At 39.5% G+C, this 14,233-nt stretch carries 12 protein-coding genes; 9 read left to right on the top strand and 3 right to left on the bottom strand.

Annotation, left to right across the window (positions count from 1 at the left end):
• Positions 1 to 47: 47 nt before the first annotated feature.
• Positions 48 to 2,606: a bifunctional aconitate hydratase 2/2-methylisocitrate dehydratase gene (gene acnB / locus QAP06_RS04635; RefSeq protein WP_286465056.1), complete on the bottom strand. Its 2,559-nt coding sequence runs from the start codon at positions 2,604 to 2,606 to the stop codon at positions 48 to 50.
• 124 nt (positions 2,607 to 2,730) lie between these two features.
• Between acnB and QAP06_RS04630 the strand changes: the two genes are divergently transcribed.
• The 8 genes from QAP06_RS04630 (at position 2,731) to QAP06_RS04595 (ending at position 11,230) form a co-directional block, all read left to right on the top strand.
• A complete protein-coding gene (locus QAP06_RS04630; RefSeq protein WP_286465055.1) occupies positions 2,731 to 3,414 on the top strand; it encodes an MqnA/MqnD/SBP family protein in 684 nt (227 codons plus the stop codon).
• A 104-nt stretch (positions 3,415 to 3,518) separates the two neighbouring features.
• Complete coding sequence (gene pyrH, locus QAP06_RS04625; protein WP_001148072.1) at positions 3,519 to 4,241, top strand: UMP kinase; 723 nt, start codon at positions 3,519 to 3,521, stop codon at positions 4,239 to 4,241.
• A 42-nt stretch (positions 4,242 to 4,283) separates the two neighbouring features.
• Entirely contained in the window at positions 4,284 to 4,508 is a 225-nt protein-coding gene (locus QAP06_RS04620; RefSeq protein WP_000712202.1) for a DNA-directed RNA polymerase subunit omega, read from the top strand.
• The gene (locus QAP06_RS04615; protein ID WP_286465053.1) at positions 4,495 to 6,822 is read left to right on the top strand and encodes a RelA/SpoT family protein; all 2,328 of its coding nucleotides are present in this window, start codon (positions 4,495 to 4,497) and stop codon (positions 6,820 to 6,822) included. The genes QAP06_RS04620 and QAP06_RS04615 overlap by 14 nt, the downstream gene beginning before the upstream one ends.
• A 21-nt stretch (positions 6,823 to 6,843) precedes the next feature.
• Entirely contained in the window at positions 6,844 to 8,052 is a 1,209-nt protein-coding gene (gene tyrS / locus QAP06_RS04610; protein ID WP_286465051.1) for a tyrosine--tRNA ligase, read from the top strand.
• 16 nt (positions 8,053 to 8,068) lie between these two features.
• Entirely contained in the window at positions 8,069 to 9,160 is a 1,092-nt protein-coding gene (gene fabX, locus QAP06_RS04605) for a decanoate oxidase/trans-2-decenoyl-[acyl-carrier protein] isomerase FabX (RefSeq protein ID WP_286465050.1), read from the top strand.
• 6 nt (positions 9,161 to 9,166) lie between these two features.
• Positions 9,167 to 10,474 carry an N-acetylmuramoyl-L-alanine amidase family protein gene (locus tag QAP06_RS04600; RefSeq protein WP_286465049.1) on the top strand — a complete coding sequence of 436 codons (1,308 nt, stop codon included), beginning with the start codon at positions 9,167 to 9,169 and terminating at the stop codon, positions 10,472 to 10,474.
• Positions 10,475 to 10,492: 18 nt separating this feature from the next.
• Complete coding sequence (locus QAP06_RS04595; protein WP_286465047.1) at positions 10,493 to 11,230, top strand: hypothetical protein; 738 nt, start codon at positions 10,493 to 10,495, stop codon at positions 11,228 to 11,230.
• An 88-nt stretch (positions 11,231 to 11,318) separates the two neighbouring features.
• Here QAP06_RS04595 and flhB read toward each other — a convergent pair whose 3' ends face one another.
• Together flhB and mobA are read right to left on the bottom strand one after the other, a co-directional pair.
• Positions 11,319 to 12,395: a flagellar biosynthesis protein FlhB gene (flhB, locus tag QAP06_RS04590; protein ID WP_286465045.1), complete on the bottom strand. Its 1,077-nt coding sequence runs from the start codon at positions 12,393 to 12,395 to the stop codon at positions 11,319 to 11,321.
• Positions 12,388 to 12,993, bottom strand: coding sequence for a molybdenum cofactor guanylyltransferase MobA (gene mobA, locus QAP06_RS04585; protein ID WP_286465042.1), 606 nt, complete (start codon positions 12,991 to 12,993; stop codon positions 12,388 to 12,390). The genes flhB and mobA overlap by 8 nt, the downstream gene beginning before the upstream one ends.
• Before the next feature lie 86 nt (positions 12,994 to 13,079).
• Between mobA and moaA the strand changes: the two genes are divergently transcribed.
• Positions 13,080 to 14,045 (top strand): GTP 3',8-cyclase MoaA, encoded by a 966-nt coding sequence (gene moaA, locus QAP06_RS04580; RefSeq protein WP_350317254.1) that lies wholly within the window; start codon positions 13,080 to 13,082, stop codon positions 14,043 to 14,045.
• The last annotated feature ends 188 nt before the right edge of the window (positions 14,046 to 14,233 follow it).

Below are 14,233 nucleotides of genomic sequence, written 5' to 3'. Positions count from 1 at the left end.
AGCCATAGCTAAATAAAAGGAATCATTCCCTTTTAATGAAAACAAAACTAGAGCCTGAAATTCTCCATTAAGTTAAAGTTCATGTAGCGATAGATCTTGTCTTTTTGGCTCTCTAGCTTTTCGCTCACTAAATTCATGTATTCTTCTTTAGTGGGGATTCTCCCTAGTAAAGCACACGCCGCCCCAAGCTCCGCGCTGCCTAAATACACTTTAGCCCCTCTACCCATACGGTTATCAAAATTGCGCGTGGAAGTAGAAAAGACGACCGCATTATCCCTAACCCTCGCTTGATTGCCCATGCACAAGCTACAGCCTGGGACTTCAGTCCTTGCCCCAGCAGCCCCAAAAATCGCATAATAGCCCTCATTAATAAGCTCTTGTTCATCCATTTTACTGGGCGGCACTACCCAAAGACGCGCTTGACTGGGAGGAGCGTTTTTAACGATTTCGCCAAAGGCTCTAAAATGCCCGATATTCGTCATGCAAGAGCCAATAAACACTTCATCAATAGCGTGCGGTCTTTTGCCGGTCGTATCCGCTAAAACTTCGCTCAAAGTAGCGACATCATCAGGGTCATTAGGGCATGCCAAAATAGGCTCAGTGATTTCTGCCACATCAATTTCAATGACAGCGGCGTATTGAGCGTTACTATCTGGCTCTAACAATACCGGATTATCCACCCAAGCTTGCATCGCATCTCTGCGTTTTTTCAAAGTCTCTTTGTCTTCATAACCGCTTGCAATCATCTCATCAATAAGCTTGATATTGGATTTCAAGTATTCGATCATCGGCTCTTTATTCAAACGCACCACGCAAGCCGCCGCGCTCCTTTCTGCACTCGCATCGCTTAATTCAAAAGCCTGCTCCATTTTAATATCAGGCAAGCCTTCAATCTCTAAAATACGCCCGTTAAAGACATTGATTTTGCCCTTTTTCTCCACCGTGAGTAACCCTTTTTTAATGGCATAATAAGGGATCGCATTCACTAAATCCCTTAAGGTGATCCCAGGATTCATTTCCCCTTTAAAACGCACCAACACCGATTCTGGCATGTTTAATGGCATCGTGCCTGTAACCGCTGCAAAAGCGACTAACCCGCTCCCTGCCGGGAAACTAATGCCTAAAGGGAAACGGGTGTGGCTATCCCCCCCTGTGCCTAAAGTGTCAGGCAATCCCATGCGATTTAGCCATGTATGGATCACGCCATCGCCTGGATGCAACGCCACACCGCCTCTTTGAGTGATAAAGCCAGGCAAACTCGCATGCAAACTCACATCGCTAGGCTTTGGGTAAGCGGCGGTATGGCAAAAACTCTGCAACACAAAAGGCGCATCAAACTTCAAACTCGCTAATTCTTTAACTTCATCTCTAGTCATCGCTCCTGTGGTGTCTTGACTGCCCACGGTGGTAACCTTTGGCTCACAATAAGTCCCAGGTAAGATCCCTTTTACCCCACAAGCATGCCCTACAATTTTTTGGGCTAAAGTGTAACCTTTGGCGTCGCTTTTATGAGCGGATGGCTTTTTAAACGCTTCAGATTCGCCTAGCCCTAAAAATTTACGTGCTTTATTCGTCAAACCCCTACCGATGATTAAAGGGATACGCCCAGAAGCCCTGACTTCGTCTAATAAAGTTTCAGGCTCTAGCTTAAAGGCACTGACCACTTTATCGTTCAGCGTGATTTCGCCTTTATAAGGATAGATTTTAATCCTATCGCCCTCTTTTAAATCCTTAACATCAGCCACAATGGGTAACGCCCCGCTATCTTCACAAGTCGCAAAGAATATCGGAGCGATCACCCCCCCAATCACAATGCCCCCACTCCTTTTATTAGGCACAAAAGGAATGTCCTTACCAAAATGCCACATGATAGAGTTTGTCGCGCTTTTTCTAGAGCTTCCTGTGCCGACCACATCGCCCACATACGCTACAGGAACGCCTTTAGTTTTAATCGCTTCAATGCGTTGTTCGTAATTTTCAATCCTGTTTTTTAGCATGGCTTTGGCGTGTAAAGGAATATCGCTTCGTGTGAAAGCGTCGCTCGCTGGGCTTAAATCATCGGTATTGGTTTCGCCATCAATCTTAAACACGCACGCTTCAATGCATTCATTTAAAGGCTCTTTATTCAAAAACCATTCGGCGTTCGCCCAAGACTCTAGCACTTCTTTAGCCAAAGCATTAGTTTTGCTCATTGCCGCAATTTTATCAAACGATCCATAGACTAAAAGAGTGGTTTTTAAAGCTTTCGCGCTCTCTTTAGCGATGTTTTTGTCTTGACTTTCTAAGCCCATAATCAAAGGCTCTACATTATACCCCCCAAGCATCGTGCCTAAAAGAGTGGTCGCTTCTAAAGCGCTAATGTGTGCGCATTCTAGTTTTTTTTGAGACAATTTGGCTAAAAATTCCGCTTTCACTTTCGCCCCCTCATCAACCCCAGGGCTTACCCTGTGAATGAGTAATTCTTTAGCGAAAGCGGCGTTTGTGGGATCTTTTATCAAAATCTCAACGACAGCTTGAACTTGTTTAGCGTTTAAAGGGAGTGGCGGAATCCCCTCACTTTCTCTTTCTGAAACGCTTTTTTTGTAATCTTCTAAAAAATCTTTCATCATTTCTCCTTTTTAAATAGCATTACTCGCTAATGCAAACCACCCCATGATAACAAAACTCTTTTTACTTTTAGTTAAGTTGTAAGAAACTTTAGCTACCATGCGATACAAAAAAGGATTTTAAGTGCGTTTTGGTAAAATTGATTATTTGAACATGCTCCCTTTTGATGTGTTTATCAAATCCTACCCCACCCCTTGTTATTTCAAACAATTTTTACGGCTTAAAAAAACCTACCCTTCCAAACTCAATGAGAGTTTTTTATTCAGGCGTATTGATGCGGGCTTTATTTCTTCTATTGCCGGTCATTCATTCGCTCTTTATTCTCATTCTCTAGGCATTGTCGCTTATAAGGAAGTTTTAAGCGTGCTGGTTGTAAATAGAGAAAACGCTTTTGATAAAGAAAGCGCTTCTTCAAACGCCCTCTCTCAAGCGCTAGGGTTAAAGGGTGAAGTGTTAATCGGCAATAAAGCGCTGCAGTTTTATTATTCCAACCCTAAAAAAGATTTTATAGATTTAGCCGCTCTTTGGTATGAAAAAAAACGCTTGCCGTTTGTTTTTGGGCGTTTGTGTTATTACCAAAACAAGGATTTTTACAAGCGCTTGTCTTTAGCTTTCAAACATCAAAAAACAAAAATCCCTTACTACATCCTTAAAGAAGCCGCTTTAAAAACCAACTTAAAACGCCAAGACATTCTAAACTACTTGCAAAAAATTTACTATACTTTAGGCAAAAAAGAACAATTAGGCCTTAAAGCGTTCTATCGTGAATTGTTATTCAAACGCATTCAAAAACCCAAGCGCTTTTAGTTATCCGCCAAGAACAGAGGCTAAAAATTAGAAAGGGTGTTTTTAAGCAAGATTAGGTTACAATCATAAGTTTTATTAATTGATAATTAATTTAAGAAGGGATCATGCAAGCAAAAATAAAAAACAGACGGGTTTTGGTGAAATTTTCTGGGGAAGCGTTAGCTGGGGACAACCAGTTTGGGATTGACATTCATGTGTTAGATCACATCGCTAAAGAGATCAAAAGCTTAGTGGAAAACGCTATTGAAGTGGGTATTGTGATTGGTGGAGGCAATATCATTAGGGGGGTTAGTGCGGCTCAAGGGGGGATTATCAGGCGCACCAGTGGGGATTATATGGGCATGTTAGCCACCGTGATTAATGCAGTAGCCATGCAAGAAGCTTTAGAGCATATCGGCTTAGACACAAGGGTGCAGAGCGCGATTGAAATCAAAGAGATTTGTGAAAGTTACATTTACAGAAAAGCGATCAGGCATTTAGAAAAGGGTAGGGTGGTGATTTTTGGTGCTGGCACGGGAAACCCGTTTTTCACTACGGATACGGCTGCCACTTTAAGAGCGATTGAAATTGGATCGGATCTAATCATTAAAGCGACTAAAGTGGATGGCATTTACGACAAAGACCCCAACAAGTTTAAAGACGCTAAGAAATTAGACACTTTAAGCTATAACGATGCCTTGATAGGGGATATTGAAGTGATGGACGATACCGCTATTTCTTTAGCTAAAGACAATAAGCTCCCCATTGTGGTGTGTAACATGTTCAAAAAAGGGAATTTACTGCAAGTGATCAAGCACCAACAAGGCGTATTTTCTATGGTAAAATAAGCCCTTTACAATTGGATAGAACTCTAAAATAAAAGGATCAGTTTGAAAAAAGAGAGAACAGAGAGTTTAGTCGCTCAAGCCTTAAAAAATATTGGGAACGACCGCTACATGCTAGATAATTTGGTTTTCGCTCGTGTGAAGCAATTAAACGCCGGAGCTAAAACTTTGGTGAATATGGATCCTAAACGCCATAAATTAGTGGATATTGCCATCAGAGAAATCGCTGAAGGGAAAATTGATATAGACAGGATAGATGAACGAAATTGATAAATCCGTTGATATCGGATTCTTACGGATTCTTGATGTTATTAAAAAAGTTACGACCCCAAAGGGCGGCATTGAAATCTTAAGGACTTTAATTGATTTCACGCCCAAAATTGAAAACGCCCTAAATTTAGCGACCAAAAGCCATAAGGGGCAGTATAGAAAAAGCGGCGAGCCTTATATTGTCCATCCTATTTGTGTGGCAAGCTTGGTGGCGTTTTGTGGGGGCGATGAGGCGATGGTGTGTGCTGCGCTTTTGCATGATGTGGTAGAAGACACGCCTTGTGAGATTGAAATGATTGAGCGAGAATTCGGGAAAGATGTGGCTAATTTAGTGGATGCGCTCACTAAAATCACTGAAATCAGGAAAGAAGAATTAGGGGTGAGCTCTCAAGATCCCAGAATGGTGGTTTCAGCGCTCACTTTCAGAAAGATTTTAATTGGCGCGATACAAGATCCAAGAGCCTTAGTGGTAAAGATTAGCGACAGGTTGCACAACATGCTCACCTTAGACGCCTTGCCTCATGACAAGCAAGTGCGTATTTCTAAAGAGACTCTAGCGGTGTATGCCCCCATAGCGAGCCGATTGGGCATGTCTTCAATCAAAAATGAATTAGAAGACAAGAGCTTTTATTATATTTATCCAGAAGAGTATAAAAATATCAAGGAATATTTGCACAAAAACAAGCAGTCTTTACTCTTAAAACTCAACGCTTTTGCGAGCAAGTTAGAAAAAAAACTTTTTGACAGCGGGTTTAGCCATTCGGATTTTAAACTCGTTACAAGGGTGAAACGCCCTTATTCTATCTATCTTAAGATGCAACGGAAGGGCGCGGTCAATATTGATGAAATTTTAGACTTGTTAGCCATTAGGATTTTATTGAAAAACCCGATTGATTGCTATAAAGTTTTAGGGATCATCCATTTGAATTTCAAACCTATTGTCTCTCGTTTTAAAGATTACATCGCTTTACCCAAAGAAAATGGCTATAAGACGATACACACGACCATTTTTGATGAATCTTCTGTTTATGAAGTGCAGATCCGCACCTTTGATATGCATATGGGGGCGGAGTATGGTAATTCAGCCCACTGGAAGTATAAAGCTGGGGGCGTGGATCATGAAGATCACCATGAGGGCATGAGGTGGTTGCAAAATTTTAAATACCATGACAGCGATTTGAAAAACGACCCTAAGGAATTTTACGAACTCGCTAAGAACGATTTGTATCGTGAGGATATTGTCGTTTTTTCGCCTCATGGGGACACTTACACCTTACCGGTAGGAGCGATTGCTTTAGATTTTGCTTACATGGTGCATAGCGATTTGGGCGATAAAGCCACGGACGCTTATATCAATAGTAAAAAAGCCTTACTCAATCAAGAATTAAGGAGTGGGGATGTGGTTAAAATCGTTAAAGGCGATAAAATAATACCTCGTTTCATTTGGATGGATCAGCTTAAAACTTCTAAGGCTAAAAACCATTTGCGCATCCAAAGAAGAAACCGCTTGAAAGAAATTGACACTAAGAGCATGGTAAATATTCTAACGACTTTTTTTGGGCGTTCTGTTTTTGAAGACGTGGATTTAAAAGATTATAAAAACTTTGAAGAAAAATTAACAGATTGTGGGGTGGAGACCACCTTAACAGAAGCGATGAAAAGCTTTGAAAATTTAGCCAAACTCACTGAAGAAATTGAAAATAAGGTGTTTTCTTTAAAAGAAGATGCGATTTTAGAATACCAAGAGATGAGTTTATGGACTCGAGGTTTAAGGTATTTGGGTTTTAAAACCAATGTCTTGAATTTTTTAACCCCAAACCGGCAATGGCAGTGCAAGGAATTAGAACATTTTAGCGTTTGTTCAAGCAACGCTTTAGAAATCAAACAGGTGTTGTTGAATGATTGTTGTTATCCTAAATATGGCGATGAAATCATTGCGATTGTAACGGATTTGAAAGATCCAAAAGCGATTGCGCACCATAAATTTTGCAAAAAAGCGATGGCGGAAGTGGATGCTAAAGTGCCGATGGTTTATATAGAATGGCACAAGCGGGATCGAACGATTTATAAAATGATGTTTTATTTAGGCGAAAAAAAGTCGGTTTTAGCAAGCTTATTGACTTTTTTAAACAGGAATGAATGCAACATTGTGGGCGTGTCTTATTTGGGCTATAAAGACAAGTATTCTAGCCATTGTGAAGTGAGTTTTGAAATAGCTACGGATAAGGCGGATTGGATCAGAGCCTTAATCAATCGCAAATATCAAGATAGGATTGTAGAATTATCCAGTCTGGATGATGCTTATGAATCATAAAGCCCTAATTAAGGAATGAACATGGAACAAAAAATCGCTATCGCCTTAAAAGAGATCGCTAGAGGCGCTAATGAAATCATTGGATTGGAATATATTGAAAAGCTGGTGAGAAAATATTACGAAACCAATGAACGCTTTATCGTTAAAGCCGGGTTTGATCCTACCGCTCCAGATTTGCATTTAGGGCATACGGTATTGATCCAAAAACTAGCTTTATTGCAGCAATATGGGGCTAGGGTGAAGTTTTTGATTGGGGATTTTACCGCTATGATAGGCGATCCTACAGGGAAAAATGAAACAAGAAAGCCCTTAAACCGGGAACAAGTCTTAGAAAACGCTAAAACTTATGAAGAGCAAATCTATAAAATTTTAGATCAAAAACACACCGAAGTGTGCTTTAATTCCACTTGGCTTGATGCTTTAGGTGCAAAAGGCATTATAGAATTATGCGCGAAGTTTTCAGTCGCTAGAATGCTAGAAAGGGACGATTTCACTAAACGCTATAAAGAAAATCGCCCCATTAGCATCGTGGAATTTTTATACCCTTTGTTGCAAGGCTATGATTCAGTAGCGATGGATGCGGATATTGAGCTTGGGGGCAATGATCAAAAGTTTAATTTGCTGGTGGGGCGCTTTTTGCAACGATCTTATGGCTTGAATAAAGAGCAGTCTATCATCACCATGCCTTTATTAGAGGGGCTTGATGGGGTGCAAAAAATGAGTAAAAGCTTGGGGAATTATGTGGGGATCACGGAAGAGCCTAATGCGATGTTTGGGAAGATCATGAGCGTGAGCGATGATCTCATGTGGCGCTACTACACCCTTTTGAGCGCTAAGACTTTAGAAGAAATTGAAGACTTAAAACATGGTATTTTAAATCAAACTTTGCACCCTAAAGCCGTTAAAGAAGATCTCGCTGGTGAAATCGTGGCTCGTTATTATGATAATGATCAAGCATTCAAGGCTAAAGAGCAATTTTCTAAAGTGTTTAGCGCAAACCTTTTGCCCGAAATTTTATCAGAGAGCGATTTTGATGAGGGGGTTGGGATTTTAGATGTTTTAAAACAGATTGGCTTTTGCCCATCCACTTCACAAGCCAGGCGTGATATTCAAGGGGGAGGGGTAAAGATTAATCAAGAAGCGATAAAAAATGAGAGTTATCGTTTTGTTAAAGGAAATTATGTTATACAGCTTGGTAAGAAAAGATTTATGAAATTAAATATTAACTAATATTAAGGAAAGAGCTATGGTATCAACACTCAAACCGCTAAAAATCGGTAAGCACACCATAAAATTCCCTATCTTTCAAGGGGGAATGGGTGTGGGGATTAGCTGGGATGAACTAGCTGGAAATGTTGCCAAAGAAGGGGCTTTAGGAGTGATTTCAGCCGTAGGGACTGGTTATTATAAAAACATGCGTTTTGTAGAAAGGATTGTGGCTAAAAAACCCTTTGAAGCCTTGAATTTTTACTCCAAAAAAGCGTTGAATGAGATTTTTGCAAACGCTAGGAAGATTTGCGGGAACAAGCCTTTGGGGGCGAATATTTTATACGCTATCAATGACTATGGCCGTGTTTTAAGGGACTCTTGTGAGGCGGGGGCAAATATTATCATTACAGGGGCTGGTTTGCCCACTAACATGCCTGAATTCGCTAAGGATTTTAGCGATGTGGCGCTCATCCCTATTATTTCTTCAGCGAAGGCTTTAAAAATCCTTTGTAAAAGATGGAGCGATCGCTATAAAAGAATCCCGGACGCGTTTATTGTGGAAGGGCCTTTGAGTGGGGGGCATCAGGGCTTTAAATACGAAGATTGTTTCAAAGAAGAATTCCGATTAGAAAACTTAGTGCCTAAAGTCGTGGAAGCTTCTAAAGAATGGGGGAATATCCCTATCATCGCTGCTGGGGGGATTTGGGATAGGAAGGATATAGACACCATGTTAAATCTTGGAGCGAGTGGGGTGCAGATGGCGACTCGTTTTTTAGGCACGAAAGAATGCGACGCTAAAGCGTATGCCGATCTTTTGCCCACGCTCAACAAAGAAGATATTCTACTCATTAAATCGCCTGTAGGCTATCCCGCTAGGGCTATTAATACTGGGGTGATCAAACGCATTGAAGAGGGTAACGCGCCCAAAATCGCATGCGTGAGCAATTGTGTAGCGCCTTGCAACAGGGGTGAAGAGGCTAAAAAAGTGGGCTATTGTATCGCTGATGGCTTGGGGCGCAGTTATTTAGGAAACAGAGAAGAGGGGCTTTATTTTACCGGGGCTAACGGCTATAGGGTGGATAAGATTATCAGCGTGCATGAATTGATTAAAGAGCTTACAGAGGGTTAATTTGTAGTGCTTGTGAGGTTAGGGGTTGTTGCATGTCTTTTTTGGTTGCATTTTGCTTGTGCTACAACCCTTAAAATTATCAACATTGTGCCTTTTGGCTCTAGCAGTGTTAAAATTCTGTTCAATCAAGAGGTTAAAAAATTCAAAGAAGTTTCGCTCAAAAATTTCAAGAGCTATTTGGAATTAGAAGCCGTTTTAACCATTCCTAAAAAGCATTACCAATTTTCCAAGCAATCTTTCATCACGATCGCGCAATTTAGCCCTAAATTAGCGCGAGTGGTCATTAGCCATGCTCCTAAGATGACTTATGAGATTAAAATCCTTAAAGACAAGCTTTATGTTTCTATCGTGGAGAAAAAGCCCTTAATTAGGCATCAAATGGCGCCAAAAACACCCAAACACCATGCGCTAAAACACCCCACACCTAAACCTACCCCTAAACCTATTAAAAAAGAGGCTAAAGAGGCTAAAGAAAAAACGCCAACTAAGCATGCGCACTCAAAACACACGCATTCTCCATTGAACGAAAGGAGCGCTAAAAAAGAAATTCCTAAAAAAGAAGCGAAAAATGAGAGTAAGAACCAAGTCTTTATAGCAGAAAAAAATGATACTTTCATCAAAACCAAACGCAAAAAACACAAAAAAATCGTTTTAGACGCTGGGCATGGGGGGAAAGATTGCGGGGCGATGAGCGCGAATTTGGTGTGTGAAAAAGACATTGTTTTAGAAGTGGTGAAGTTTTTGCATAAAGAGCTTAAAAAAAGAGGCTATAGCGTTTTATTGACAAGGGATAAGGACATTTATATTGATTTAGTGGCTCGCACGGAATTAGCCAATAAAAAAAGCGCGGATTTATTCATCTCAGTGCATGCCAATTCCATCCCCAAGCATTCCACTTCTAACGCTCATGGCATAGAGACTTATTTTTTATCCACCGCAAGGAGTGAAAGGGCTAGGAAAGTGGCTGAGCAAGAAAATAAAGACGATGTGAATTTGATGGATTATTTTTCTAAAAGTTTGTTTTTAAATTCATTGAACACACAGCGATTGATTGTTTCTAACAAACTAGCGATTGATGTGCAATACGGCATGCTCCAAAGTATCCGCAAAAATTACCCTGATGTGGTGGATGGGGGCGTGAGAGAGGGACCTTTTTGGGTGTTAGCCGGGGCTTTAATGCCTTCAATCTTAATAGAAATTGGTTATAATTCCCATGCGATAGAATCTAAACGCATCCAAAGCAAACCGTATCAAAAGATCTTGGCTAAGGGCATTGCTGATGGCATTGATAGTTTCTTCAGCAAGAATGATTAGGCAATGATTAGGTTGTAGATGAATTTTTATCAAAAAATATACACGCATAAAGTCGTTTTTTCTTCATTGTTTTTTTTGTTGTTTTTGTTCAATGTGGAAACTTTGTTGTTTTCGCATTTTAGCGATGATTTTTCCCAATTGTTTTTTTTGTTTGAAAACCATGTTTATGATTTCATTGTCAAATTAGATTACTTGGGGCTAATAAGCGTTTCTTTGATTTATCTGCTTGTGCTTATTCTAAAGCCTTTCACTCTCACGCGCCAAAAATGCGCTTGCGTAGGGATATTATGCCTTTCTTTCTACGCTTGGAATTTTCCTATCAAAGATTCTTTAATCGTGCTTTATCTTTTCTACTTTGCGCTGTTAGCGACTTTATTGTGGCGTTTTTTAGGGGCTAGCATGAAGCAATCTTTCTTACCCTCTATGAATATTTGCATCGTGTGGATTTTTGCTTCTTCTTTACAGAGTTTTAGATTTTTAAGCGTGTCTGATTGCGTGGATTTTTCCCTTTTTACACTCGCTCTTATTTTGTTGATACTGGTTTTAATCTACCACAAACGCCTTTTTGGGTTGTATGAATACGCTAACACGCTTATTTTGATCGTGGGGCTTAGCGTGGTGGTGCTATGCTCTAGCATGTTCATTCAAACTAAAGAATACTATGGCATGCGATTGGGTTTTTACTTTTTAGGCTTGTTAGGGTGGCTTTTAGAATATGTGCATAACACTTTAAGGCGTTTGGAGCATAAAATTTAAAACTCAAGTTAGGGATAGCTTAAAGCCTTTTGATTGAGTGTCCTTGATTGAGTGTCTTTTTAGGGCTTAAAAGCGGGTTTAAAAAATCTTAAAGAGATTTAATGATTTTTTGTTTTTGGCGTTCTTGCTCTAATTTGGCCACTTGCGCAAAGACAATCGCCACCGCTTCAAACAATTCTTCTGGTATGGCAGCGTTTAATTTCACGTCTCTATAAAGCTCTCTGGCGAGCGTTTTATTTTCTATAATTTCTATGTCATGCTCTCTGGCGATTCCCTTAATCCTAATGGCTAAATAATCCGTGCCTTTAGCCACCACCACAGGCACAGGGTGTTCTTCATCAAATTTGAGAGCGACGGCATAATGGGTAGGGTTAGTAACCACGACATTGGCTTTAGGGATTTCTTGCATCATTTTATTCGTGGCGTTTTTTACCATCATCTGGCGGATTTTGGCTTTGATTTCTGGGTTTCCTTCTTGCTGTTTGTATTCGTCTTTAACTTCTTGTTTAGTCATTTTTAAAGAGTTAGTGTATTGGCGGCGTTTGATGACTAAATCCACAAAAGCCAAGACAAAAAATAAAAATAAAAGCGAAGAAATGAGTAATAACGCCTTATTTTTAAACCACAATAACTGGCCTTGCAAATTCAAAAGAGCCGCATGGTTTAATTCCCCTAAAAATAAGGAAAAGATGAAAAACCCCAGAAAAAAAGCTAAAAAAACTTTTAAGGTGATCAAACTCCCATCAAGGAGCTTTTTTAAAGAAAAAAGGTTTTTGACGCCATTGATAGGGTTGATTTTAGAAAATTTAGGCTCAATGACTTTAGGGGCAAAGAGCCAGCCAAATTGCAAGACATTGGATAAAAACGCCACCACCACTAAAATGATTAAAATCGGTAAAAGCAATAAAAAAGTGTCTTTAGCCAGTTGGTTAAACAGCTCTTGAACTCTTTCTTTACTGAAATCTAGGGAAAAATCTTTCAACACATGGCGATACATTTCGCTAAAGCCATCCACCCACCATATAAAAAAAACAAAAATACTCATCAGCCCAGCCAATAACCCTAAAACCCCCACCACTTCCATGCTCTTAGGCACATTGCCTTCTTCTCTGGCTTTTTGGATTTTTTTCGCGCTAGGGAGTTCGGTTTTTTCTTCTTCAGCCATTTGATCCCTCTTTTAAAATTTGAACGGCTAATTCATAGTCTTTTAAGGTGTTTAGGTTTAAAAATTCTTCTTCTTGATTAAAATGGATAGCGATAGAAGAGGTATTTTTCACAAGAGTGCTAAGGCGATAATTTTGTGTTTTAAGAGCGTAACAAAGAGCGTTAAGGACACTTTGATGCCACAAAGAAATCAAATAATGTTCTTTTGTAGGGCTTTTAGCATAGATTACGCTAAAGTTTTGAATCCCACAAAGAGCCTTGATGCTTTCAAAGGACACTAAAGGTGCATCTATGGCGATAAAAAAAATATAAGGGGTTTGTAGCGTTAAAAAAGCGTTATGAATGCCAAAAAGGGGCGAAAAAAGGCCGCTTTCTTTTTCTAAAAGATAGGGAGCGTTTAGTTCATACGATTTTTTAGCGCTGATAATGACTTGTTCGAAAAGTTTTAAAAGGCGCGAGTATTGGTATTCTAAAAGGCTAGAATACGATTTTAAAGGCATGAGAGCCTTATTGATTGGAATGTTATTGATGGTAAAACGAGAGCTTTTGCCCCCAGCTAATAAAACGCAAGGAATGTTATCAATGATAGGGTTTTTCAAAAGATCTATCCATGTTTGATGTTGTTAAGTCATTATTTTATTATGTTACACTAAAAGCTTAAATAAAGGGCATAAGGGAAAAGGGAGTGTTAGTAGATAGTTTTAATAGGGTTATTGACTATATTAGGGTTTCTGTAACCAAGCAATGTAATTTCAGGTGTCAGTATTGCATGCCTGCTACGCCATTAGATTTTTTTGATGATGAAGAATTATTGCCTTTGGATAATGTTTTAGAATTTCTTAAAATCGCTATTGATGAAGGCGTTAAAAAAATCAGAATCACGGGTGGGGAGCCATTGTTGCGCAAGGGTTTAGACGAGTTTATCGCTAAACTACACGCCTATAATAAGGAAGTAGCGTTAGTTTTAAGCACTAATGGTTTTTTACTCAAAAAAATGGCTAAGGATTTAAAAAATGCCGGTTTATCCCGGGTGAATGTTTCATTAGATTCTTTAAAAAGCGATAGGGTTTTAAAAATCTCTCAAAAAGACGCTCTTAAAAACACGCTAGAGGGGATTGAAGAGTCCTTGAAAGCGGGTTTAAAACTCAAATTAAACACGGTTGTGATAAAGAGCGTTAATGATGATGAAATCTTAGAGCTTTTGGAATACGCAAAAAAGAGGTGCATACAAATCCGCTACATTGAATTTATGGAAAACACGCATGCTAAAAGTTTGGTTAAAGGCTTGAAAGAGCGAGAAATTTTAGATTTGATCGCTCAAAAATATCAAATCATTGCGACAGAAAAACCCAAACAAGGGTCTTCTAAAATCTACACGCTGGAAAATGGCTATCAATTTGGCATTATCGCTCCGCATAGCGATGATTTTTGCCAATCTTGCAATCGTATCCGTTTGGCTTCTGATGGTAAGATTTGCCCATGTTTATACTATCAAGACGCCATAGACGCTAAAGAGGCGATCATGAATAAGGATACAAAAAATATAAAAAGGCTTTTAAAGCAATCTGTCATCAATAAACCAGAAAAAAACATGTGGAATGATAAAAACAGCGAAACTCCCACAAGAGCGTTTTACTACACAGGGGGGTAGGGAAAATATTGATTATTTTAAACCTTTTTATTTTAAAAATAAGGCGGTTTTTTAGGATTTTTGGTTGTAGTGGCTAGGATTAAACAATAAAGAGCATCTTATGGAAAAAATCCTAGCGTTTTTTATCCCTAGTTTTTTTCTAGTCTTTCTGGGGGGATTACTTATAAGCCTTTCTTGGATTCTTCAAA

Source organism: Helicobacter pylori, from assembly GCF_030323545.1.
In the GTDB taxonomy this organism is placed as follows: Bacteria; Campylobacterota; Campylobacteria; order Campylobacterales; family Helicobacteraceae; genus Helicobacter; species Helicobacter pylori_CO.
This window is presented reverse-complemented; position numbering and strand designations above follow the sequence as displayed.

Coding starts and splice junctions, on each gene's coding strand:
- QAP06_RS04595 (WP_286465047.1), top strand. CDS start 10,493: ATGAATTTTTATCAAAAAATATACACGCATAAAGTCGTTTTTTCTTCA.
- pyrH (WP_001148072.1), top strand. CDS start 3,519: ATGCAAGCAAAAATAAAAAACAGACGGGTTTTGGTGAAATTTTCTGGG.
- fabX (WP_286465050.1), top strand. CDS start 8,069: ATGGTATCAACACTCAAACCGCTAAAAATCGGTAAGCACACCATAAAA.
- flhB (WP_286465045.1), bottom strand. CDS start 12,395: ATGGCTGAAGAAGAAAAAACCGAACTCCCTAGCGCGAAAAAAATCCAA.
- tyrS (WP_286465051.1), top strand. CDS start 6,844: ATGGAACAAAAAATCGCTATCGCCTTAAAAGAGATCGCTAGAGGCGCT.
- acnB (WP_286465056.1), bottom strand. CDS start 2,606: ATGAAAGATTTTTTAGAAGATTACAAAAAAAGCGTTTCAGAAAGAGAA.
- QAP06_RS04615 (WP_286465053.1), top strand. CDS start 4,495: ATGAACGAAATTGATAAATCCGTTGATATCGGATTCTTACGGATTCTT.